Source organism: Desulfurellaceae bacterium, assembly GCA_021296095.1.
In the GTDB taxonomy this organism is placed as follows: Bacteria; Desulfobacterota; Binatia; order Bin18; family Bin18; genus JAAXHF01.
Genome location: JAGWBB010000067.1, coordinates 1 through 22,967, shown reverse-complemented (window position 1 = coordinate 22,967; position 22,967 = coordinate 1). Strand labels below are relative to the sequence as shown.

At 63.7% G+C, this 22,967-nt stretch carries 26 protein-coding genes and 1 pseudogene; 21 read left to right on the top strand and 6 right to left on the bottom strand.

Going from position 1 to position 22,967, the window contains the following annotated elements:
• Positions 1–267: 267 nt before the first annotated feature.
• On the top strand, positions 268–468 hold the full coding sequence (locus tag J4F42_15635) for a hypothetical protein (GenBank protein ID MCE2486945.1): 201 nt from the start codon (positions 268–270) through the stop codon (positions 466–468).
• A 21-nt stretch (positions 469–489) separates the two neighbouring features.
• Here J4F42_15635 and J4F42_15630 read toward each other — a convergent pair whose 3' ends face one another.
• Positions 490–1,293 carry a DUF169 domain-containing protein gene (locus J4F42_15630; protein MCE2486944.1) on the bottom strand — a complete coding sequence of 268 codons (804 nt, stop codon included), beginning with the start codon at positions 1,291–1,293 and terminating at the stop codon, positions 490–492.
• A gap of 179 nt (positions 1,294–1,472) precedes the next feature.
• Between J4F42_15630 and J4F42_15625 the strand changes: the two genes are divergently transcribed.
• From J4F42_15625 to J4F42_15595, 7 genes are all read left to right on the top strand, one after another.
• On the top strand, positions 1,473–2,351 hold the full coding sequence (locus J4F42_15625; GenBank protein ID MCE2486943.1) for an alpha/beta hydrolase: 879 nt from the start codon (positions 1,473–1,475) through the stop codon (positions 2,349–2,351).
• A gap of 99 nt (positions 2,352–2,450) precedes the next feature.
• A complete protein-coding gene (locus tag J4F42_15620) occupies positions 2,451–2,633 on the top strand; it encodes a hypothetical protein (protein MCE2486942.1) in 183 nt (60 codons plus the stop codon).
• 23 nt (positions 2,634–2,656) lie between these two features.
• Positions 2,657–3,631, top strand: coding sequence for an amidohydrolase (locus J4F42_15615; GenBank protein ID MCE2486941.1), 975 nt, complete (start codon positions 2,657–2,659; stop codon positions 3,629–3,631).
• Positions 3,632–3,679: 48 nt separating this feature from the next.
• Positions 3,680–5,602 (top strand): CBS domain-containing protein, encoded by a 1,923-nt coding sequence (locus tag J4F42_15610; protein MCE2486940.1) that lies wholly within the window; start codon positions 3,680–3,682, stop codon positions 5,600–5,602.
• Positions 5,592–6,800 carry a succinylglutamate desuccinylase/aspartoacylase family protein gene (locus J4F42_15605; protein ID MCE2486939.1) on the top strand — a complete coding sequence of 403 codons (1,209 nt, stop codon included), beginning with the start codon at positions 5,592–5,594 and terminating at the stop codon, positions 6,798–6,800. Before J4F42_15610 ends, J4F42_15605 begins: the two co-directional genes overlap by 11 nt.
• On the top strand, positions 6,782–7,243 hold the full coding sequence (locus tag J4F42_15600; protein MCE2486938.1) for a CBS domain-containing protein: 462 nt from the start codon (positions 6,782–6,784) through the stop codon (positions 7,241–7,243). The genes J4F42_15605 and J4F42_15600 overlap by 19 nt, the downstream gene beginning before the upstream one ends.
• Positions 7,244–7,301: 58 nt before the next feature.
• The gene (locus J4F42_15595; protein ID MCE2486937.1) at positions 7,302–7,595 is read left to right on the top strand and encodes a hypothetical protein; all 294 of its coding nucleotides are present in this window, start codon (positions 7,302–7,304) and stop codon (positions 7,593–7,595) included.
• A 108-nt stretch (positions 7,596–7,703) separates the two neighbouring features.
• On the opposite strand, the gene J4F42_15590 is transcribed toward J4F42_15595, so the two are convergent.
• Positions 7,704–8,618 carry a universal stress protein gene (locus J4F42_15590; protein MCE2486936.1) on the bottom strand — a complete coding sequence of 305 codons (915 nt, stop codon included), beginning with the start codon at positions 8,616–8,618 and terminating at the stop codon, positions 7,704–7,706.
• 188 nt (positions 8,619–8,806) lie between these two features.
• Between J4F42_15590 and J4F42_15585 the strand changes: the two genes are divergently transcribed.
• From J4F42_15585 to J4F42_15565, 5 genes are read left to right on the top strand one after another with little or no spacing between them, the layout of a single operon-like run.
• Positions 8,807–9,214: a CBS domain-containing protein gene (locus J4F42_15585; protein ID MCE2486935.1), complete on the top strand. Its 408-nt coding sequence runs from the start codon at positions 8,807–8,809 to the stop codon at positions 9,212–9,214.
• 34 nt (positions 9,215–9,248) lie between these two features.
• On the top strand, positions 9,249–9,596 hold the full coding sequence (locus J4F42_15580) for a zf-TFIIB domain-containing protein (GenBank protein ID MCE2486934.1): 348 nt from the start codon (positions 9,249–9,251) through the stop codon (positions 9,594–9,596).
• Positions 9,597–9,626: 30 nt separating this feature from the next.
• The gene (locus J4F42_15575; protein MCE2486933.1) at positions 9,627–11,927 is read left to right on the top strand and encodes a nitric-oxide reductase large subunit; all 2,301 of its coding nucleotides are present in this window, start codon (positions 9,627–9,629) and stop codon (positions 11,925–11,927) included.
• Complete coding sequence (locus J4F42_15570; protein MCE2486932.1) at positions 11,927–12,016, top strand: universal stress protein; 90 nt, start codon at positions 11,927–11,929, stop codon at positions 12,014–12,016. Before J4F42_15575 ends, J4F42_15570 begins: the two co-directional genes overlap by 1 nt.
• 15 nt (positions 12,017–12,031) lie before the next feature.
• On the top strand, positions 12,032–12,379 hold the full coding sequence (locus tag J4F42_15565) for a universal stress protein (protein ID MCE2486931.1): 348 nt from the start codon (positions 12,032–12,034) through the stop codon (positions 12,377–12,379).
• Between the two features lie 4 nt (positions 12,380–12,383).
• Here J4F42_15565 and J4F42_15560 read toward each other — a convergent pair whose 3' ends face one another.
• The 4 genes and pseudogenes from J4F42_15560 to J4F42_15545 form a co-directional block, all read right to left on the bottom strand.
• Complete coding sequence (locus J4F42_15560) at positions 12,384–13,448, bottom strand: aldo/keto reductase (GenBank protein MCE2486930.1); 1,065 nt, start codon at positions 13,446–13,448, stop codon at positions 12,384–12,386.
• A gap of 20 nt (positions 13,449–13,468) precedes the next feature.
• Positions 13,469–14,410, bottom strand: a complete 942-nt coding sequence (locus J4F42_15555; GenBank protein ID MCE2486929.1) for an aldo/keto reductase — start codon at positions 14,408–14,410, stop codon at positions 13,469–13,471.
• An 85-nt stretch (positions 14,411–14,495) separates the two neighbouring features.
• Positions 14,496–14,717: a DUF924 family protein gene (locus J4F42_15550; protein MCE2486928.1), complete on the bottom strand. Its 222-nt coding sequence runs from the start codon at positions 14,715–14,717 to the stop codon at positions 14,496–14,498.
• A pseudogene (locus J4F42_15545) lies at positions 14,686–15,126 on the bottom strand (DUF924 domain-containing protein). The gene J4F42_15550 and the pseudogene J4F42_15545 overlap by 32 nt, the downstream one beginning before the upstream one ends.
• A 146-nt stretch (positions 15,127–15,272) precedes the next feature.
• Here J4F42_15545 and J4F42_15540 point away from each other — a divergent pair.
• The 8 genes from J4F42_15540 to J4F42_15505 all read left to right on the top strand — a co-directional run.
• Positions 15,273–18,254 (top strand): AAA family ATPase, encoded by a 2,982-nt coding sequence (locus J4F42_15540; protein ID MCE2486927.1) that lies wholly within the window; start codon positions 15,273–15,275, stop codon positions 18,252–18,254.
• 52 nt (positions 18,255–18,306) lie between these two features.
• Positions 18,307–19,098 carry an alpha/beta hydrolase gene (locus tag J4F42_15535; protein ID MCE2486926.1) on the top strand — a complete coding sequence of 264 codons (792 nt, stop codon included), beginning with the start codon at positions 18,307–18,309 and terminating at the stop codon, positions 19,096–19,098.
• 36 nt (positions 19,099–19,134) lie between these two features.
• On the top strand, positions 19,135–20,328 hold the full coding sequence (locus J4F42_15530) for an LLM class flavin-dependent oxidoreductase (GenBank protein ID MCE2486925.1): 1,194 nt from the start codon (positions 19,135–19,137) through the stop codon (positions 20,326–20,328).
• Positions 20,309–20,530: a DUF433 domain-containing protein gene (locus tag J4F42_15525; protein MCE2486924.1), complete on the top strand. Its 222-nt coding sequence runs from the start codon at positions 20,309–20,311 to the stop codon at positions 20,528–20,530. The genes J4F42_15530 and J4F42_15525 overlap by 20 nt, the downstream gene beginning before the upstream one ends.
• A complete protein-coding gene (locus J4F42_15520; protein MCE2486923.1) occupies positions 20,514–20,816 on the top strand; it encodes a DUF5615 family PIN-like protein in 303 nt (100 codons plus the stop codon). Before J4F42_15525 ends, J4F42_15520 begins: the two co-directional genes overlap by 17 nt.
• 54 nt (positions 20,817–20,870) lie before the next feature.
• Positions 20,871–21,746 (top strand): fumarylacetoacetate hydrolase family protein, encoded by an 876-nt coding sequence (locus J4F42_15515; protein ID MCE2486922.1) that lies wholly within the window; start codon positions 20,871–20,873, stop codon positions 21,744–21,746.
• Positions 21,747–21,756: 10 nt separating this feature from the next.
• Positions 21,757–22,329 carry a carboxymuconolactone decarboxylase family protein gene (locus J4F42_15510; GenBank protein MCE2486921.1) on the top strand — a complete coding sequence of 191 codons (573 nt, stop codon included), beginning with the start codon at positions 21,757–21,759 and terminating at the stop codon, positions 22,327–22,329.
• 340 nt (positions 22,330–22,669) lie between these two features.
• A partial coding sequence (locus J4F42_15505) for an ankyrin repeat domain-containing protein (protein MCE2486920.1) occupies positions 22,670–22,967 on the top strand: 298 nt, incomplete at its 3' end.

The window sequence follows — 22,967 nt, the reverse complement described above, 5'->3', positions numbered from 1 at the left end:
ATGCGATCGCTCAACTTAACCGTGCCGCCTTTGTTCACGACACAGTCCCCACACTGATTCGGATTCACCGGACCCTCAAGCGTCTTGGACCGGTGCACGATGAACGTCCATGCCCACGGCTCTTATCGGGTGCAGTATTCCTCTTTGCCCCGTGTCTCACGAAAGGAGGGTTAAATGTCACAGCCAACAGGCGGGCCGGGCAGGGGGATTGAGACGGGGATATGGGTGCGATTTACCCGTCTTGGGAAGCTGTGTCGGAGGTACTCAATGACTCGGCCGCAAAATAAGACCGTGCGGCCGATGGTCTTCCCGACAGCCATGCAGGGCTACGGCGGCACGCTCCGGCTGATGGCGCGCCGTTCTGTCAATGTCTGTCGCTGGTCCTGCCGCCACGCCCGGGACGCGACGAATTCCTCGCCCGCACGCTATCCGGACTACCTGGTCGAATTGCTGAGTCAAAGTTCCTGAAACGCTCCAGGGACGAGCGGTTTACTTGACGTCTTTGTAGCTGAAGCCCAGGCCCGCCCGCGCATCGCTCTGAATGCCGTACTGGGGAATGGGATAGGACAGCCCGTTCCTGGCCAGCCGGGCCAGACCCTCCAGGGCTTTCGGCAGGTAGGCGGGCGGCATGGCCATCAGCAGCTCATCCTCAAGCACGCCCCCGTAGCGCCGCTCGGCATAACACGGAATCGACACGCTCGGCTCCCCGGTCAGCTTGGCCCGCCCCCAGGAGTCGGCACAGGCCGACTCGCCCACGCTGCCCCACTGCATTTTTCTGTAGCCCGTCCATTGCAGGCCGTTGATCAGCAGAATCATTTGAGCCGGGGTGGCGTAAATCAGACAGATATCCGGTGGCTTGAGCCGTCCGGACACCAGCGGCGAGACCGCCAGGGCCTGGTAGCGGCCGTAGGGTACGACATCCATGGCTTGCTGGTGGGCGGCCGAGTCCTGCTGGGTCTCAAACCATACCCCGGCCATGGCTTTGCCGCACCGCCACTCCTCGTCCTGGGGCGAGAGACCCAGCACGGCCGAGCACTGGGCGCCGACCAGGTCTTTTGCCGTCAGGCCGACAGTCCAGTTGAGCCGGGCGGCCTGGGCGACGAGCTGGTCGGCGGTGTGGATATTTTTGGGCCGCCGGATCCGGGGAATTGCCTCCATATCTTCGACCGAGGTGAACCACTTCATGCCGATTGGCGTGGCGCGCAGGTGCAAACGGCGGTTGAGTTCGTCAATCAGCACGGGCCAGTCATAGCTCGGCTGCTCGTGGGCGGTGGTGGTTGATGGCTGTGTCATAGTCTGCCCTCCTGGCGTGAAAGAGGAAACGTGTCGCCCTTTTAATTTTCATACACAGGGACGACACGTTTCCTCTTTTGTGTAGCACGGCCCCGGTGGGCTGGCCACTCGGATTTGCCCTGGGACGGCTGGTGTACTAAAGCTGGGGGAGCGACACCGGATAACGGAAAGGACACGCAATGGCCCACATACAGACGAACGACGTGAAGCTCTATGTTGAGGAGACGGGTGCTGGCGATGCCATTGTCTTTGCCCACGAGTTTGGCGGCGATTATCGCAGCTGGTCGCCCCAGGTTCGGCACTTTGCCGACCGCTACCGGTGCATCACCTACAGCGCGCGCGGCTACCCGCCGTCCGAGGTGCCCGAAGACGAGGCGCGCTACGGTCAGCAGCTGTCAACCGATGATGTGGCGGGCGTACTCGACGCGCTTGGTGTCGAGCGCGCCTTTGTGGTTGGGCTCAGCATGGGCGCCTACACGGGCCTGATGTTCGCCATGCAGCATCCCGAGCGCGTTCATGGGCTCGTCTTTGCCAGCGGGGGGTCCGGGGCGTATCCACACACGCGGAAACAGTTTCTGGCCGACACCCGGAAAGTCGCCGACACCATGCTGGCCAGCAATTCGGTCGATTCGGCGGGCATTGCGACCGGCCCCAGCCGGGTGCAGCTCCAGAACAAGAACCCCCAGGTGTGGGAGCAATTCGCCCAGCATCTGTCGGAGCACTCGGCCCGCGGCTCGGCCTATACCCTGCGCCACGTCCAGGCCGAGCGCCCATCCCTGTACGATTTTGCGGCTGAGCTGCGGGCCATGACGACCCCGACCCTGTTGCTGGTCGGCGACGAAGACGAGTCGTGTCTCGACGTGAACCTGTATCTCAAGCGCAGCATGCCGTACGCGGGTCTGAGCATCCTGGCCAAAAGCGGCCATCTGTTGAATCTCGAAGAACCCGAGCGTTTCAACCAGCTCCTGGAGGAGTTCTTTCTGACGGTCAAAGCCGGACGCTGGCAGCGCCGGGACCCCAGGTCCGAGACGCTGAGCGCGTTCGGTCAGCGGTCGTAGGGGAGGGGGCTGACTGGCCGCTCGGGAGAGTGCCAGCACCCTGGCCTTCTCCGGCCGGGCGTGGCAAGTTATGCGCTGCATTTGCGCAGGAGGCTCGCTATGACGATGGGGATTAAGGACGGCTATGTCTCGGCCGACGGCCATGTTGTCGAGCCCCGAGATCTGTGGACCCGGCGGATGGACACCCGTTTTCGCCACCGCGCGCCACGGGTCGAGTCCCGGCCCGAGGCCGACTATTACCTGATTGACGGCTTGGCTCCGCTGCCGGTCGGTAAAGAGTAAACGTGTCCTCCAACCACATGAACATGTTGACACGTTTACTCTTTCTGGAAGGCGTAATGCTCGAAGAGAAAATCGGCGGTGAGATCCACTCCTCGCTCGGACACCGGCACGCCGATACCCGGCCGGGGGCCTGGGACCCCCAGGCGCGTTTGGCCGACCAGGACTTGGACCACGTGCGCGCCGAGGTGATTTATCCCGGCATGCTGGGCCTGCACTTCTTCTATATCCGTGACGCCGCATATCAACGAGAGGTGATGCGGGTGTATAACGACTGGCTGGCCGAGTTCTGTGCCAGCGCCCCGGACCGCCTGTTGGGTACGGCCTTTCTGCCCCTGCGCGGACCGATCGAGTGGGCCTGTGCGGAGGCCCGGCGGGTGGCCACACTCGGTCTGCGGGCTGTCTCAATCCCGGGCGAGGTCGAGGAGCGTCCCTACTCACACGCCGACTATGGGCCGCTGTGGGCGACCTTGCAGGAGCTGGGCCTGCCGGTCTCGACCCACGCTGGGACCGGAACCGGCGAAGAACTCCTGCTCAAGTGCGACCGGATCGGTTTTGGCGTGGGCCTGGTAGACGGGAAGATTGGGATGGTCATGCGGGCTATGGCCGACCTGATCTGGAGCGCGGTGCCGCAGCGCTATCCCGGGCTGCGTTTTGTCTTGGCCGAGGGGGGCATTGGCTGGATCGCCTCGGTCCTGACCTATATGGATCACTGGTGGCAGGACCACCGGCGCTGGATGGAACCCCGGCTCGACGAGGCGCCAAGCTTTTACTTTCGGCGTCAGTTCTGGGCGACCTTCGAGGATGACCGGGCGGGAATCCTGACCCGGGAGCTGCTCGGCGTGGAGCGTCTGATGTGGGGCGCGGACTACCCCCACACCGAGGGGACGTTTCCCCGCTCACAGGAGCAGATCGCCAGAGATTTTGCCGGGGTGCCGGACGCTGAGGTGTATCGCATGGTGGCCGGCAACGCGGCCCGGCTGTACGGGCTCGACGGTTGACGGCCTGGCTGTCACACGTGAACAGCGCACGAACATGAGGGACGGGCTGTGGGAGTTCAAGACGTACACCACGACACTAATGCTGCCCAACGCCGCCGGTTCATCTCGCACTTGCTGCGGGATGTCCAGGCGCTGGACCACATGCTCGGCGAGGGGATGATCGAGTCCGGCATTCATCGTATCGGGGCTGAACAAGAACTCTTTGTGGTGGACGACGCCCGACGCCCGGCGCCGCTCGCGCTGGACATCCTGGACGGGCTCAAGGACCCGCACTACACCACTGAGCTGGGGCTGTTCAACCTCGAGATCAACCTTGATCCCCTGGTCTTTGGCGCCGACTGCCTGAGTCAGCTTGAGCGCCAGCTCAACACCCTGCTGGCCAAGGCCAGAGCGGTTGCCCAGCGGTCTGGCGCCGAGCTTGTCCTGACCGGGATTTTGCCGACCCTGCGCAAGTCTGATCTGGCGCTTGGCAATATGACCCCCAAGCCGCGCTATCGGGAGCTGAATACGGCTCTGACCCAGCTGCGTGGGGGCGATTACGAGTTTCAGCTCAAGGGCGCGGATGAGCTGAGCGTCCGACATGACTCGGTCATGCTGGAGGCAGCCTGCACGAGTTTCCAGGTCCACTACCAGGTCGGACCGGCGGAGTTTGCCCCGTGTTACAACATCGCCCAGGCCATTACCGCTCCGCTGCTGGCTGCGGCCAGCAACTCGCCGCTCCTGTTCGGCCGCCGGCTGTGGCGGGAGACGCGGATTCCGCTGTTTCAACAGGCGGTCGATACGCGCAGCGCCGGCCATCATATGCGCGAGCGCGCCCCCCGGGTCAGCTTTGGCCAGCAGTGGCTGCGCCACTCCATCCTGGAGCTGATCCAGGAAGATCTGGCCCGCTTTCGGGTTCTGCTGGAAACGTCCCTGGAAGAGGATTCCTGGACCGTGCTGGGGCAGGGCGGGCTGCCCACATTGCAGGCCCTGCGCGTCCATACCGGGACGGTCTATCGCTGGAACCGGGGCTGCTTTGGCGTTGGTGAAGGCACGGCCCACATCCGGATTGAGAACCGGGTCCTGCCGGCCGGCCCGACGGTTGTTGATGAGGTGGCCAACGCGGCCTTCTTCCTCGGCCTGCTGCGTGGCGGACAGGACAGCTACGGGGATATCAGCAAAAAACTGTCGTTCCATGACGCCGAGACCAACTTCCTGGCTGCGGCGCAGGCTGGGCTTGACGCCCAGTTGACCTGGCTTGACGGGAAAAGCGTGCCGGCCCGCGAACTGATCGTCCGGGAGCTGTTGCCGCTGGCGCGCCACGGACTGGTCTCGGCCGGTCTGGACCGGGCGGACATTGAGCGTTACCTGGACGTGATCGCCCAGCGGGTCGCCTCGGGCCGAACCGGCGCGTCCTGGTTGCTGCGCTCTTTGGCCGACATGCGGGACGCCGACACCCAGTCGGCGCGGCTGAGCGCGCTGACCGCCGCAACTATCGACCGCCAGTGGGAGGGAGCACCCGTGCATGAATGGCCGCTCGCCGACCTCAAAGAGGGCCACGGCGCGAAGCTGCACGCCTTGCGCATTGAAGAGTTCATGACCACCGATCTGTTCACCGTCCATCCCGACGAACCGCTCGACCTGGTGGCCAGGCTGATGGACTGGAAGCGGATTCGCCACATCCCGGTCGAAGACGAACAGGGCCGGCTGGCCGGCCTGATCTCGTGTTTTGAGGTGCTGCGCCACGGCCTGCCCCAGACCGACCGTGAACCACTGCCGGTCGGCGCGGTCATGCAGCCGAAACCGCTGACGCTGCCCCCGGAAACCCTGGTCCTGGACGCGGTCACCCGGATGCGGCAGGAAAACAGCGATTATTTGCTGGTGGTCAAACACGAGCGCCTGGTCGGCATTGTGACCGAACGCGATATCCTCTCTATGACAGCCCGATTGCTCGAACAGGCGGGCCAGGAGGCAGCCGCGCATGACGCCTGAGCCCGCAACCCAGTCCGCCCGCTTTCCCCGCCTGCTCGGCAGCTATGGCGGACACGCCGCCGGGCCGCTGGTGCTGAGCATCGGGGGGATGCACGGCAATGAGCCGGCCGGGGTGTTGGCCCTGCAACAGGTGCTGGGAAGCTTACGCGCGTCGAACCTGCCCTTTCGGGGCAGGTTTGTGGGCCTGGCCGGCAACCGGGCGGCGCTGGCGCGTGGCTGTCGGTATATTGACCAGGATTTCAACCGGCTGTGGCTGTCCGAACGCGTGCAGCGGCTGCAAGGCCAGGAGCGATCCGCAGACACGGGTGCGGAAGACGCGGAACAGCGCGAGCTGCTGGAAGAGATTGAAGCCCAGCTGGCCCGGCGCCGAGGACCGGTTGTCTTCCTCGACCTCCACACCACCTCTGCCGCAGGCCGGCCGTTTGTGGTGATTGGCGACACGCTGCTCAACCGTCGCTTTGCGTTCCGTCTCCGGGCTGCGGTGATTCTTGGCCTGGAAGAACAGCTGGAGGGCACGCTGCTGAATTATCTGAGCGAGCGGGGCCACGTCGCGATCGGCTTTGAGGCCGGTCAGCACGCCGCGCCAAGCGCGGTGGAGAACCATGTAGCGGCAATCTGGAGTGTGCTGGCCACCGCCGGCTGTATCCCGACGACCGCTGTGCCCGCGCCGAGCGGGCGCCGTCCTGCGGTCGTGGAAATCCGCCATCACCATCTGATTCAAGACGGCGATGCGTTTGTGATGCAGCCCGGTTTCACCAACTTCCAGCCGGTCAAACGCGGCCAGCTCTTGGCCCATGACCGCCACGGGCCGATCCGGGCCGTCGAGTCCGGGCAGATGCTGATGCCGCTCTACCAGGGGCAGGGGGCGGACGGCTTTTTTGTGGTCAGAGCCGTGCGGCCGGTGTGGCTGGGTCTGGCGGCGTGGCTGCGTCGGCTGCGGCTCGAACGTCTCCTGACCGTCCTGCCTGGGGTGCGTCGGCATCCCGACTTGGCCGCCACGCTCATTGTCGACCTGCGTATTGCGCGCTGGTACGGGCTGGAGGTATTCCACTTGCTGGGCTTTCGGAAAAAACGCTCCCAGGCCGGCAAACTGATCGTCAGCCGCCGCTGGCATGAGCCCGGCGCGTTTGAGGAGTGGACCGCCCCGGAGATCGTCAACACCCAAGATGAGGATCAAACATGCACGTCAAAGACCTGATGCAGACCGATATCGCCACGCTTCGAACGAATGACTCCCTCGATGTTGCCGAAGACATCATGGGCATGGGCCGCTTCCGCCATCTGCCGGTTGTCCAGGCCGACGGCCGCCTGGTCGGTATCGTCTCGCAACGAGACCTGCTGCGGGCTTCGGTTTCGTCCCTGCTGAAGGTCTCGGCCCATAAGCAGCAGCAGTGGCTGGGCAAGATCGCCGTCCGCGATGTGATGTCCAAAAACGTGGTGGCGGTCGAGGCGGACACGGATATTGAGGATGCCCTCAAGCTGTTGCTGGTTGAAAAGTTCGGCTGTCTGCCGGTTGTTGAGAACAAGAAACTGATCGGCATTCTGACCGACAGCGATCTGCTGGAATACTTGCAGCGCCTGTTGCGGGAAGGCAAGTCGCCCCAGACCCGGGACAGAGGCCGCCCCAAAACTGGCCGCTGAGAGGCGGATGATATCGGCGGCCCCGGATTTGCAAAAACAGGAAACGCACAGAAACGCTATGCGCGAGAAAGACACCTCCCCGGCTCCATCTTCCCCACTTGAGGACTTGGCCACCGCTTACCGCAGCCTCTTTTTCGATCTCCCGCTGGCCGAAGCCCGCTTATGGCTGGGCATCGGGAGTGAGCACGAGGTGCTTGATGCCGTCTGGACCGAGTACGATGCGCTGAGCCATCTGGCTTTACACACACTGGGCCAGGGGGAGAGGTGGCCCGGTGCCCCAGCCAGAATCGGCAAGGGGTGCGACACACAGACGCCCGGTGAGCAGGGCAACAAACCACCGCGGAAAACCTAGGCCGCTGTTCGCCGCCGTGCCGGAGCCCCGGCATGGCACTGTCCGTCCTGTCCAGAGCCTTGGCGTATGCGGGGGTGAATGCGCTGGGTGTATTCCTCGACTGCGTTCCTATTGGTGCAGGGCCAGCACTGGGCAGTCCGCCTCGCGCATCATCTTTTCGGTCAGGCTGCGTAGCAGCAGGTGGAACATGCCGCTGAAACCGTGGGTGGCCATGATCAGCAGGTCTGCGCCAACGGCTTTCTCTGTTTCGATGATGGTCCGGCCCGGATCGTCGCTGACGTGGAGTTCGAGCTGGGTCTGGACTCCGCTCAGCTGGGCCTGGGCCAGCTCTTCGAGCTTTTGCCGGGCGACTTTTTCGGCGTACACATGGTCGGCCGGAGCCTGGGGGTCGGCGCGATACACATCGCGCAGCAGCAGGTCGCTGTCTGCGGCCGGGACAACGTGCAGGGGATACACGGTCGCCCCATACTGCTCGGCAAGCTGGCGGGCGTGGCTCAGGGCCGTGCTGGACTGCTCGGTAATATCGACCGGCACCAGAATCTTCTGAAAAGCCAGGGTCTGGGACGGGTGCTCGCCGTGCCGAGAGACAAAGACCGGGCCGCTGGTTTCCCGAACGACCTTCTCGACCACGCTGCCCAGGATCAGGTGGGACAGGCCCGTCCGTCCGTGGGTCGTCATCACGACCAGGTCCGCGCCAGTGTCCTGCTGGGCGTCAAGGATGCCGGCCGCCGGGTCGCTGTTGAGGCGGGTGAGGATTTCGTGCTGGGTGTCCTGCAGGTGCTCCTGGGCAATGGCGTGCAGTTTTTCGCGGGAGATCTTCTCGGCCCAGTCCGGGTCAGCGCCACCGCCTTTCTCAGGCTCATACACCCGCCGCAGGAGATGGAACTCATCGGTCGGCACGACGTGTAGCAGCGACACGCTGCCGCCGTTCCGCTGGGCAAAATGTCGGGCGTATTCGAGCGCCTCCTGGGATGTCTCATCAAAATAGACGGGGGTCAGAATCTTGCGAAAGGGTTCGGGCATAGGGGTGTCCTCCTTAAGGCATATGCTCCGGGCGTGTCTCTCCGATTACTGGAAAAATGAGAGAAGAATGTGTACTAATCATATAAAGGGCAGAGCGCATTGAAAGTCAATCTGGACGACGCCAAAAAATGTCTGGCCCGCCCAGCAACACGCCGCCTGCCCGGTCGGAAGACGAGAAGGAGGTTGGCATGAAGACTGTCAGAGAGATCATGAGCGCCGAGGTGACGACCCTGGGGCGTAATGATACGCTCCAACTCGCCCAGGACATCATGAACCTGGGCCGGGTGCGTCATTTCCCGGTTCTGGAGGATGGCGAGGTGGTCGGTGTAATGAGCCAGCGCGACCTGTATAAGGCCTCGCTCGGCTCGGTGATGAGGTATGGCGAGAAAGCCCAGCGCGAGTTCCTCGACACCATCGCGGTCAAGGAAGTCATGCACTATCCCCCGGTGACGACGACCTCGCAGACATCGGTCAAGGAAGCCGCCCGGCTGATGCTGGAGGAAAAGGTCGGCTGTCTGCCCGTCCTCGACGGTACGCAGCTGGTCGGCATTGTGACCGAGACGGATATGCTCAAGCTGGTGGCGGAAATCGACTAGGGGCGATCCACGCCACAGCCGAGGAGGAAGAACGATGGACGAAAAAGACCGGCTCGGCCAACTCTTGGACAAAAAAGAGCGCGCCGAGGAGAATCGATTTTTTGCCGAGCGTGACCGCGAACTCATCGAACAGCTCAGACGAAAAAAGGCCGAAGAAGAAGAAGAACTCTTCCGCGAACTCGTCCACCTGCGCTGTCCGCGGTGTGGGGCGCGGCTCGGGCAGCGGGAGGTCCACGAGGTCACGATTGACGAGTGTCCGGACTGCCAGGGCGTCTGGCTGGATAAGGGCGAGCTGGAAGAACTCTCCAAACACCGGGGCGGCGAGTGGGTTGGGCAGTTCATGCAGCGCCTGGCCGGTCTGTTGTCTCACCCCACCAGGTAGCCTGCCGCGTCTCGGCGGAGGAGGTGGAGTGTGCGTCTGCTGTGGACGATTCTTGCCGCTGTCCTCATCGGCTCGTTCGCTGCCCTGCTGTACTACGGGCGCGAAGTCTACCAGATGGCGCCGCCGGTCCCCGGGCGCATTGTCATCGCCGATGCCGACCGCAGGCTGCTGTTCAGCGGAGATGATATTCGGGCCGGCCAGGATGTGTGGCGCTCGATCGGCGGACACGATCTCGGATCAGTCTGGGGTCACGGCGCCTATACCGCCCCGGACTGGACTGCGGACTGGCTGCACCGCGAGGCGGTCTGGTTGCTGGACCACTGGGCCAAGCGGGAAGGCGCCCCCAGCTACGACGCTCTCGGCCCCGAACGGCAGGCCGCGCTGCGGGCTCGGCTCCAGGCCGAGCTACGCACCAACACCTATGACCCGCCCAGCCAAACACTGACTGTATCAGCCCTGCGCGCCCGGGCCGTTCGGGCAGTGCAGGCCCACTACCTGGGGCTGTTCGGAACCGACCCCGTATATGACAGCCTGCGCGAGAGCTATGCCATGCCGGCCGGCACGGTCGCCAGCGACGCTCTCGCTGCCCAGCTCACGGCCTTCTTCTTCTGGGCCACCTGGGCGTGCGTGACCGAGCGGCCCGGCCACGACATTACCTATACCCACAACTGGCCGCCGGAAGCCCTGGTCGGCAATGGTCCTACCGGCACCATGCTGGTGGTGTCGGTGGCGAGTTTTGTGCTCCTGCTGGGAGGGATTGGCGCCTTGGCTTGGTTGTATGCGGCCAGCCGTGATTTCTGGCGCAACGCCCACGCCCACCCGTCCAGCGACCCGCTGCTCGGTCTCAGCGTGACGCCTTCAATGCGGGCGACCCACAAGTACTTCTGGGTTGTGGGCATCCTGTTGCTGGCCCAGATGCTGACCGGGATCATCACCGCCCACTATGGGGTCGAAGGCACGGGGCTGTACGGTATTCCGCTCGCCGAGTGGTTGCCGTACTCGCTAGCCCGTACCTGGCACGTCCAACTCGGCATTTTCTGGATTGCCACAGCCTGGTTGGCGACCGGACTGTGTCTGGCGCCGAGCATCGCCAGACGCGAGCCCGGCTTGCAGCGGCTCGGGGTCAACGGGCTGTTTGTCGCCCTGGCGATTGTCATCGCCGGTTCCATGGCCGGCCAGGCTCTGGCCATCCACCAGCAGCTGGACGGTGGCACAAACTTCTGGTTTGGCCACCAGGGTTATGAGTATGTTGAGTTGGGACGGTTCTGGCAGGTGCTGCTGGCAATCGGCCTGTTTGGGTGGGTCGGGCTGATGCTGCGCGCGCTGTGGCCGGCGCTCCGCACAGCCCAGGGGGCGAACAGGCAGCTGCTCAGCATCTTTATTCTCGCCGTGGCTGCGATTGCGCTGTTTTACACCGCCGGCCTGATGTGGGGGCGGCATACCAATCTGGCGCTGGCCGAGTATTGGCGCTGGTGGGTCGTCCACCTGTGGGTGGAAGGCTTCTTTGAGGTCTTTGCCGTTACGATCATTGCTTTCATGTTTACCCGTCTGGGTCTTGTCCGGGTTCGCTCGGCAACCATGGCTGTCCTGTTCACCACCATTCTGTATCTGGTCGGGGGCGTCCTGGGCATGTTCCACCACCTCTACTTTACCGGCACCACTCCCATCATTCTGGTCCTGGGCGGAACATTCAGTGCTCTGGAGCTGATGCCGCTGGTGTTGATCGGCTTTGAAGCCTACGAGAACTGGTCAATGGCGCATCTTGCGCCGTGGGTGCAGAACTACAAGTGGCCGATTTACTGGTTTGTGGCGGTCGCGTTCTGGAATCTGGTCGGAGCCGGGCTGTTCGGCTTTTTGATCAACCCGCCCATCGCCCTGTACTACATGCAGGGGCTCAACACCACGCCGGTCCACGCCCACGCCGCCCTGTTCGGGGTGTATGGCATGCTGGGGATCGGTCTGTGCCTGCTGAGTCTGCGGATTCTCGGCCTGCGCCAGGAGTGGAACACGCGGGCGCTCGGCTTTGCCTTCTGGGCCATGAACCTCGGTCTGGGCCTCCAGATCCTGCTCAGTCTCCTGCCGGTCGGACTCGCCCAGACCTGGGCCAGCGTCGAGCACGGGATGTGGTACGCCCGTTCGGCGGAGTTCTTGCAGACCCCGACCCTGGAGACGTTCCGCTGGCTGCGGGTGATCGGCGATACGCTGCTGGCGCTCGGCATCCTGGCCTTTGGCTGGTTTCACCTCGGTCTGACGACCGGCTGGTCGGTCCTCGGCCTGCGGCCCGATAGCGCCGGCCCTGAACCGACCCTGCCACACGAAAGGAGCGGCTGATGGACATCCACACTATTCTGGTTCCGACCGATTTCTCTGAGTACTCGGACCGGGCCTTTGCCTGGGCGCTTGAGATGGCCGAGAGGTGACAGGCTCGCCTTGAGCTGCTGCACGTCGTTCCCACGCCGAACTACCCGCCGGTGATGCTGGGCGAGGGGGGATTCAGTCCGGCCAACTACGAGGGCAGCCTGCGGGATGACGCCGAGCAACAGGCTGAGGCAATGGTCGGCCGGGCTGAGAAGCCGGGGGTGGTGGTCCAGACTACGGTCGTGGTTGGCTCCCCGTTTCACGATATCTGTAAAATCGCCGCACAGTCCAAGAGCGACCTGATTGTCGTGGGCTCGCACGGCCGGACGGGCTTGAGCCAGGTGCTGCTCGGCAGTGTGGCCGAGCGGGTGGTCCGCCACGCGCCGTGCCCGATCCTGGTGGTGAGCAAAACCGCCCAGGCGTAGCGATTTATCTGGGCCGCCGCCGTTGCCCGGGGTCCTCAAGCCAGGGGATGGGGATCATCGATTCCTTGGGATCAATCCTGGTGCCGGGCGGAACGATGGCGTCGATACGGTCGAGCACCTCGGTGGGCAGGCGCAGCGCTGAGGCGGCCAGATTATCCTCGAGTTGGGCCAGGGTCTTGGGACCGATGATGATGGCGCTGACGGCCGGGTGTTCGGCGGCAAAGGCCAGAGCCATATGGGTCAGCGAGTAGCCGGCCTCGTCGGCCAGGGCGGACAGCTGCTCGACTACATCGTACTTGCGCTGCACCTCCGGCCGTTCTGCATTCCACACCCCCATCCGTCCCAGGCGGCCGGTCGCCCGACTGTTGGCCGGCAGCGGTTCGTCGCGCCTGTATTTGCCGGTCAGCCAGCCGCCGGCCAGCGGGGCGTAGGTCATCGTGCCGACGCCGTGTCGCTGGCAGGTGGGGAAGACGCCGACTTCGCTACCCCGGCTGAGCAGGGAGTAGATACACTGTTCGCTGCGCACTCGGGCCAGATTGCGCCGCTCGGCCAGCCGCTGGGCCTCGACAATCCACTCTGCCGGCGTGGCCGAGGTGCCGATGGTCCGAATCTTGCCGGCTCGCTGGAGGTCGGTCATGGCCGCCAGCGATTCTTCCAGATCGGTGTCCCAGTCGCGTCGGTGGAGTTGGTAGACGTCGATATAGTCGGTCTCCAGCCGTTGCAGGCTGTTCTCAACCGCCCGCACGATCCAGCGCCGCGACCCGCCGCCAAGATTGACGTTGGTGGCCGGTCTGGAAAACTGACCCACTCGTTCGATGGGAAAGAAGCACTTGGTGGCCAACACCACCTCGTCCCGTCGGCCCTTGAGCGCCTTGGCCAGAATGCGTTCCGACTCGCCGCTCGAATAGGCATCGGAGGTGTCGATGAAGTTGATCCCGGCCTCAAGCGCGGTATGGGTGATCCGCACGCACTCGTCGTGATCGGTATTGCCCATCGTGCCGAACATCATGGCGCCGAGGCAGAAATGGCTGACTTTTACGCCGCTGCCGCCGAGGGGACGATATTCCATGTGTATTCCTTGGCTGCGGCTCAAGCCTGGGGGACGATGGCGTCGATGTTCTTGAGATCCTCGGCCGACAGCTTCCACTCCGCAGCCACGGCGTTGGCCTGCACCTGGGCCGGCTTGGTCGCCCCGGCAATGACCGAGGCGACGCACGGCTGGGCGGCCAGCCACGAGAAGGCCAGCTCCAGCAGGCTGTGACTGCGTTCCTCGGCAAAGGTTTGGAGCGCCTCAAGCTTGCTGAAGTTTTCGTCTGTGGCCCAGCTCTGGAAGCGCTCCATCGCGCCCAGACGGGTATCGGGGTCGAAACCCTGGCCGCGTCGATATTTGCCGGTCAGCAGGCCGTTGGCCAGGGGAAAGTAGGGCAGCTGGCCGAGCTGATGGGCGTCACAGGCCGGGATGGCGTCGTCTTCGACCTCGCGTTTGAGCAGGCTCCACTCGTTCTGGGCGGTGTCAAAGCGGGCAAAGCTCCGATCCTGGGCCGTGCTCTCGGCTGCATTAATCATCGTCCCGGTGTAGTTGGAATGACCGATGGCCCGAACCTTGCCCTGCCGGACCAGTTCGTCCAGGGTCGCCAGGGTTTCCTCAACCGGGGTCGTCTCGTCCGGGTAGTGCATCTGATACAGGTCAATCCAGTCGGTCCGCAAACGCTTCAGGCTGTCCTCAACCCGAGCCATGATGTACTCACGCGAGCCCCAGGCTTCACCGGTTTTTCTGACCTTGGCCACGCCGCCGAATTTTGTGGCCAGGACGATGTCTTTACGGCGGCTGCCCAGCACCTGGCCCATCATCTCCTCGGACACGCCAAACCCGTACAGGTCGGCCGTGTCAAAAAAATTGATCCCGGCGTCGAGCGCCGCGTCAATGACGGCCCGGCATTCGTCGAGTTGAATGCGCATGCCAAAATTGTTGCAGCCCAGCCCGACCACGCTGGCCTGCAGGCCCGATGAGCCCAGCGGACGTGTTTCCATGCCTGTCCCTCCTCTGTCTCGGTGTGATGATCCGACGCGGCAGACGCTAGCATTTCCGGGGCGAAAATTCGAGAGGGCGTAGTGCTTAGGTCGGATTCGATGAGCCGGAACCGGCTCTGTCTGCCCCGGCCGCCGGCGCCTGGCCGAACGAGCCGCTGCCCGAATCCAGAAACGCCTGTTCGTCCGGGGTGGACTGACGCCCGAGAATGACATTGCGGTGTGGAAAGCGGCTGTTTCTGGGCGAAGCCGAGCCAGGATGTGAGAAACGCCTGCCAGTCGGGCGGAGCCTGGGCCAGCAGGGTCTCACAGCGTCGGACCGACTCGTGCTGGAGGGCGAGATTCTCGGCGTGCTGCAAGGGCATGAGAAAAAAAGCTTGCTCAGCCGGAGCAAGCTGGGTGAGATACGTGTTGTCCAGGCCGTGTTGACACATCCGCTGGGCCTGCGGGTCAGTGCCAAACGCCGCCGGCGTGCCCCGAAACAGGTTGCGCGGCAGCTGATCCAGGGTAATGATAAGCGCCAGGCAGGAGCGGGCTGTGGCCTGCCACGCGTGTAGCCCTCCGTCACGAGCTTGGGCGTACAGCCCGGCGCATTGGTCCCGGATCAGGGCGTCCGTGTCCGGGCTGGCCTCAAACCAAAAAGCGTAGCGCTTATCTGCCGCCTGGGCGTCAGCGACGGTGTCGGCAAACCACAGTGTCAGTAGCTGGTCTGGGCTCATGGCTGGCACTTTCTTCTGTGTTTTTGTGCTTTGCAGGCTAGCATGTCTGCCACCGGGGGGCGAGGGCAGGGGTGGCCGCTTGATCCCCGAGCCCGAACCCTGTACATGACTCGTTCTTTGCCGGCTGAAGGGAGGGATACACCAGCATGCGCTGCGCCCGGTGTGGGTTTGACGCCTCCGATCTGTGGCAGGTGCTTCCGGTCGTGATCGCTCGTCTCCAGCAGGAGGGGCGGATCAGCTATCGTGCGCTGAAACGTGGTCTGGGCTGCGACGATGCGTTACTGGAAGACGTGCGCGCCGAGCTTGTCTTCAAACGCCTGGCCGCAGACGAAGGCGGGGAGGGCCTGGTGTGGATCGGGCAGGACCGGCCTGAGGTTGATCCGCCTCCCCCCGCCTCAGAGATCTCTGCCGCCCACTCCCGCTCGGATGGCCCGCCGCCGTCCCCGCCCGTCCCGGCGCCGGATGACGCTGATAGCCCGGTGGCGGAAGAAACTCCAGCCAGCCCTGCGGCGGCTGAGTCCGACTCGACCGAAGCGCAGGCGTCCGACCCGTCCCAAGACGCCATGACAGACACGACAGCTGGGGCGGAACAGCCCCAGTCTCCGCCCGTCCTGCTTGGCCGCGATGTGGAAGTCGGACTGTGCGAGCTACGCCGGGAGCAGAGCAAAGAGGGCTTCGGTCAAGTCGTGCTGGTGAGTGGCGAGGCCGGGATCGGCAAATCCCAGCTGGTGCGCTGGCTGTCGTATGCCGCACAGCAGGACGGAGCGCGGTATCTCAGCTTCCGTTGCCGGTCCGACCGCCAGCTGTCTGCGCTGTGGCCGGTTGTCGAACATCTGCGGTATCGCCTGGAGTGGTGGGTGGCTGAAAATCGGCGCGAGCGGCTGGAGACCTTCCTGCGGGCGCACGATTTGACGGTAGATGAGATGCTGGCGGCCTTTGCCGGCCTGCTGGCCGTCTCGCTCGACACCCCCGGCTCCCGGCTGGTCTCTCCCCACCTGGAACGTCAGGCGCTGTACGCCGGGCTGAGCGCCTGGCTGCTTCACGAGGCCCAAGATGCGCCCGTCCTGATATGCTGGGAAGATCTGCACTGGGCCGACCCGTCTACCCTGGAGCTGATCGGCCTGCTGATTGAGCAGACGCCCCAGGCGCGGATGCTCAATGTGTGCACCTTTCGACCGGAGTTTGCCGCTCCCTGGTCGGACCGTTCGTATCTGACCCCGCTGTCACTCGATCCCTTGGAAGGTCCCGATACCGAAGCCCTGGTCAGGCGTCTGGCGAACGGAGCGGCCCTGTCTGACGAGCTGGTGCAGGCTATCAGCACGACGAGCGCGGGCGTTCCGCTGTTTGCCGAGGCGCTGACCAGACTCGTCCTTGACTCGGACTCGGGCAACGGCCACTCCGGCCGTCGGGCTCCGCTCGCCGAGTTGACGCTGCCGACGACGCTGGACCAAGCCCTGGCAGCCCGGTTGGAGCGACTGCCCCAGGCCCAGGAGGTCGTCCAACTGGGGGCCGTGCTGGGACCCGCCTTTTCGTATGACACCCTGCGGACCCTACTGACCACGGATGAAACGCTCCTCCAGGAGCAGTGCGCCCGGCTGGTCCGGTCCGGCCTGCTTGTCCAGCACGGAGCGCTTCCCCGGGCCGCCTATCGCTTTGCCCACGAGCGAATCCACCAAGTCGCCTACGCGGAGACGCCCTCCTCATTGCGCCAAAAATATCACCACCACTACGCCGGCTTCCTGGCTCAGCGCGGCTCAGCGCTTGCCCAGGCCCAGCCGGAGTGCGTGGCCCAGCACTATGCCGAGGCCGAGGCTGGCGAGTCGGCCGTCGCCGCTTGGCTCCAGGCCGGGCAACAGGCGTATGGCCGGGCAGCCTACTGTGAGGCGGCCGAGCACCTGCGCCACGGCCTGGCCGCACTGCCCAAGCTGCCCGATGCGACAGCCCGCGACCAGTCCGAGTTTGTGCTGCAAGCCTGGCTGGGCAGGGTGTTGACAGCCGCTCAGCACTTGGCCGTGCCCGAAGTTGAGCGGGCCTATGGGCGGGCACGCGAACTGTCCTCACAGCTGGCGAACGACCGTTCGCTGTCTCCTCTGTTGTTTGCCGTGCGGCAGTTTTACGCCCAACGGGCCGAGTACCAGATCGCCCGCGAGCTGGCCCAACGACAGCTCAGCCTGGCCGAACAGGTCGGAGAACGCGCGCTGCGTCTAAGCGCCCACGCCGGCCTTGGAGCGGTCTGCCTGTGGCTGGGCGAGTACGCGGTCGCGCTGGAGCATTTTGAGCAGTCGATTGCCCTGTATCAGGCCAACAAACATCGCAGCCTGGCGCTTCGGTACGGCGCCAACCCGAAGACAACGGCCTGTTCTTTGGCGGCCTGGACCGTGTGGTATCTGGGCTACCCCGAACAGGCGCTGAGCCTGGACGAACAGGCCCGGAGTATGGCCCAAGAGGCGGCCTCGCCGCTCGAGCTGACCTGGGCGGTCCTGTGCTCTGCCTGGCTCCATCAGCAGCGCGGTGAGTGGCAGCTGGTCCACGACCCGGCGGCCCGGGGGCTGAGTCTCGCTACCGAACACGGCCTGTCTTTCCCATCTGCCGTGGCCAGCGTACTCCAGGGCTGGGCGCTGGCCAGGCAGGGACAGACGGAACAGGGCATAGAGCAAATCCGTCAGGGTTTGACCCGTGCCCAGGACAGTGGGAACGGCTGGGGTAGACCCTATCTGCTCGGTCTGCTGGCGGACGCCTACGGCTTGGCCGGTCAGACCGAGCAGGGCCTGGATGTGCTGGTCGAGGCGCTGGGCATTATTCGCACGACGGACGAACGCTTCTGTGAACCCGAGCTGTACCGGCTGCGGGGCGAACTGCTGCTCGCCCGCAAGCGCGGGCCATCCAGCCCCCGGGTGCCCTCTTCGGAGGCCGAGGATTGTCTGCTGCTGGCTATCAAAATTGCCCGCCGTCAGAGCGCAAAGTCCTGGGAGTTGCGGGCTGCCCTCAGCCTGAGTCGCCTGTGGCAGCGGCAGGGCAAGACCCAGCAGGCACAACACATTCTGGAGTCGGTGTACGGCTGGTTCAGCGAAGGGCTTGATACACCGGACGCCCAAGAGGCGAGGGCGACCCTGGCGACCCTGGGCTGAGCGAAGTCGAGGGGCTGACCGTCCAGGACAGGCGTGCTAGCTAAGAAAGGCTATGACACAGGCTGAAACAGCCGGCATGACCCAACGGATTATCCACGGCGTACCGTTGACCCTCCTGGAGCGGGGCCAGGGCCGTCCCATTCTTGTCCTGCACGCTGAGTCGGGTTTTGAACCCGAGGGCCGCTTTGTGTCCCTGCTGGCCGAGCAGGGTCGGGTGATTGCGCCCTGTCATCCGGGCTTCGGCCATGCCGCAGACGTGGACGCCATCGATACGGTCGATGATCTGAGCTATCTGTACCTCGACCTGCTTGAAGCGCTTGACCTGCGCGGAGTGACCATTGTTGGTTGCTCGCTGGGGGGCTGGGTTGCTGCCGAGCTGGCCGTTAAAAGCACCGAGCGGGTAGCTCAGCTTGCCCTGGTTGCGCCGACCGGCATCAAGATCGGCGGCCGCGAGACGCGCGATATCCCGGATATTTTTGCCCTGCCGCCGGATGAGGTGGCGCGCTTGCAGTACCACGATCCGGACCGGGCAGCGATCGACTACAGCACGCTGTCCGACGATGAGCTACGGGTCATGATCCGTAACCGGGAGGCGACGGCGCTGTACGTCTGGGAGCCGTATTTCCACAATCCCAAGCTCCGTCAGCGCTTACACCGGATTCGCATTCCCAGCCTGCTGGTGTGGGGGGCGAGCGACCGCTTTTTGCTGCCCGATTACTACGGCGCGGCCTATCGCGAGGCGATTCCCGGGGCGCGCCTGGAAATCATCGAGCGGGCCGGCCACTGGCCCCACCTCGAACAGCCGGCCGCCCTGGTTGAACACATCCGCCGTTTTCTCGGCTGAACGGCACCGGGCGAGGTGAGGAAGGGAGAGACACGCATGCAGGCCTGGCACTTCAGCGAGAACGCCTACCACTTGTTGCCCGATGCCAAAGACTACAGCTCTATCCGGGTCACTCTTCCCAACCGCTACTACGACCCCGAACTCGGGGCCGACCTGTATCATCGCTTTATCGACGAGTGGGTCATTGCCGATGAGTTGGGGCTGGAGGTGATGGTCAACGAGCATCACCAGACCGCCACCAACCTGAATCCCGCGGCACCGATCATCATGGGCATTCTGGCCCGCGAAACCAAACGCGCCCGGCTGCTGATCCTGGGCAACCCGATTGCCAACCGGCGCGAGCCGGTTCGGGTGGCCGAGGAAATGGCCATGGTCGATGTCTACTCGCGGGGGCGTCTCGAAGTCGGCTTTGTGCGTGGCGTGCCGTACGAGATCTCGGCCGGCAACCATCCGCCGACCCGGATGCACGAGCGCTTCTGGGAGGCTCACGACCTGATCCTCAAAGCCTGGACCAGCCATGACGGGCCGTTCAACTGGGAGGGCAAGTTTTTCCACCACCGTCAGGTCAACATCTGGCCGCGCCCCTACCAACAGCCCCATCCGCCGGTCTGGATCACCTCCATCAGCCCTGCGACGGCCAAAAAGGCGAGTGAGCACGGTCATGTGGCGGCCTGCTTTTTAACCGGCTTTCAGGGCACCAAGGCGATTTTTGACGCCTACCGTGAGCGCCGGGCCGAGCTGGGCCTGGCCCCGCCCGGCCTCGACCGTCTGGCCTATGCGGCCCTGGTGCATACCGGCGAGACTGACGAGGCGGGCTTGGCCGGGGCGCGCAAACTCATGTGGTATGTGGAGTCCAACAAGGTGCCGCCTCAGTTCATCAGCCCGCCCGGCTATCACACCACCGAAGCCAGCCTGGGAGCGCTGCGCGGGGCGAGCGGTATCTTCAAAATGTTCCAGAATCCGAGCCTGGAGAGCTTCATGGAAAACGGGCTGGTTTTTGCCGGCAACCCCGACAGCGTGTATCAACAGATCATGAAGTTCTCCGACTATGTCGGCGGTTTCGGTCACATCCTGCTGATGGGCCAGACCAGGAAACCGTCAGAGGCATGCAGCTGTTTGCCCGCGAAGTCTACCCCCGGCTCAAGGAGCAGGCTTCTCTCGCCGCGCTGTGACAGCAATGATATGAGAGAGGATATGAGAGAGGTGACCGATGACCAAGGTCATTCATAGCTCCCGGGATATTCTCGGTGGTACGCCGGTCTTCGAAGGGACTCGCGTGCCGGTCAAGACGCTGTTCGATCATCTGGAAGCAGGCGATGCACTTGAGGTGTTTCTGGACGATTTTCCGACGGTGAGCCGTGAACAGGCGGTACTTGTACTTGAGTTGGCCAAAGAAGCCTTGGTGAGCAAGGTTGATGAGAGTCTTGCTTGACGAGTCAGTGCCCAGACAGTTACGGCGATTCTTGCGCGGCCATGAGGCGCGGACTGTTCAAGAGATGGGCTGGAGTGGCAAAAGCAATGGTGAGCTTCTGGCCTTGGCCGGGCCTGTATTCGATGTCTTCCTGGCAGTCGATCAGAACATCGAGTACCAGCAGAACCTCAGACTGGCGGACATTCCGATCCTCGTACTCGACCAGGAAACCGTCAGAGGCATGCAGCTGTTTGCCCGCGAAGTCTACCCCCGGCTCAAGGAGCAGGCTTCTCTCGCCGCACTGTGAGCGATCTGATAAGACCCTGGGGCAAGCGCACTGCGCTTAAAAGGAGGAGAGAGTATGAAGCTCGTGACGTTCACCCACGCTGGATCGACCCGTGTCGGCGTCTTGGACAATGGGGCGGTGGCAGACCTGTCCGCAGCCGCACCCGACCTGCCGCGCGAAATGTGCGCCTTTCTTGAGGCCGGCAGTCCGGCCCTGGATGCGGCCCGACAGGCCATAAACAATGGCGCCGGCCGCATTGCCCTGGGCGAGGTGAAAATCGAAACGCCGATTCTGCGGCCGCCCAAGATTCTGGCCGTCGGCCTGAACTACAAGGATCACATCGCCGAGGCTGGCATGAAAACGCCCGAGGTGCCGATGATCTTCAACAAACAATCGACCTCGGTCACCGGCCCGACCGATCCGATCCATATTCCGCGCGCCTCGGATCAGGTTGACTATGAGTGTGAGCTGGCGGTCGTCATCGGTCGCTTTTGCCGCCACGTTCCCAAGAGCCGGGCAGCCGAGGTGATTGCCGGCTATACGATTGCCAACGATGTCAGCGTCCGCGACTGGCAGCTGCGGGTGCCGACATTTACGATGGGCAAGTCGTGGGACACCCACTGTCCGCTCGGACCGTGTATTGTCACCGCCGACGAGATCGGCGACCCGCACGGCCTGGCCATCAAGACCTGGGTCAACGGTGAGCTGCGTCAAGACTCCAATACGCGCGAGCTGTTGTTCGACTGCTTTGAGCTGGTCGAACATCTCTCGACGGCCTTTACTCTGGAGCCGGGCGACGTGATTTCGACCGGTACGCCGAGCGGGGTCGGTTTTGCCATGAAGCCGCCCCAGATGCTGAAACCGGGCGATACGGTCAGGATTGCCATCGACAAAATCGGCCAGCTTGAGAATCCGGTTATTCTTGAACCGGAAGGCACGCCGCGCATCTAAGGAGGACCCCATGAGCACCCGACTCAGCACCCCCCGTGTCCCGCCGCTGGAAAAAGAGAACTGGGACGAACAAGTCCAAAAGATTTTTCAGCCTATGGTCGGAGCGGGCACGGTGTTTAACATCTTCAAGACCATGGCCCATCATCCGGACCTGTTCCGCCGCTGGCTGGTGTTTGCCAATCACGTGCTGTTCAAATCGACCGTCCCGGCCCGTGAGCGCGAGCTGGTGATCTTGCGCATCGGCTATCTGTGTCAGGCCAACTACGAGTGGACCCAGCACGTCAAAATCGGCCTTGACGCCGGGATGAGCAAAGACGAGGTACGCCGCATCGCCCAGGGCCCGGACGCGCCAGAGTGGAGCGAGCAGGACCGGCTGTTGCTGAAGGCTACCGACGAGTTGCACGCCGACGCCTTTGTCAGCGATGCGACCTGGCAGGGCTTGGGCGCGTATTACAACACCCAGCAGCTGATGGATATCGTGTTTGCCATCGGTCAGTACAATCTGGTCTCCATGGCCCTCAACACCCTGGGCGTGCAGCTTGACTCCGAGCTGGATACGGAGCTGAGTCTGGAGAATATGTAGGACGTTTCGATCCAAGTCTCTTGTCTGCCTGTGATTTTTGCTGTCGGCCGGCATACCGGGCGGAACAGCGGTTCCGCCTGGAGACGTTCCCGTGCTCGACAGGGAAAATCCACAGACACTCCCATCGCTTACCGCTGGCCCGATGAACAGGAAATAACAATCATCCCAGCCCTTTCCTGATGGTTGCGGGTCAATTTGCCTACTTAGCATACAGACATACATCCTGTAGGTTAGAAAAACGTCACCAAATAATGTCTGGCCTGAAGACATGCCTATCAGAGGTCAGATTGGTGAAACGCCACTAATGGGGAAGTGGCGGGGGGGCTGCAAGGAAGGGCAGATGAGAACTTGGTGGGATAAGGAGTTTTGGGAATCTGCTACACCGGCGACAGTGGCGACGCTGCTGAAAGCTGGGGTAGACGTGACGGCGCGTGATGCGGAAGAGGCGACGCCTCTGCATCTGGCGGCGAAGTACAACACGAATGCGATGGTGGTGGGGACGTTGCTGAAAGCCGGGGCGGACGTGGCGGCGCGTGATGTGGAGGAGGCGACGCCTCTGCATCTGGCGGCGTGGTACAATGAGCCGGAAGTGGTGACGGCCCTGGTCGACGCCGGAGCGGCTCTGACGGCACGCAGTA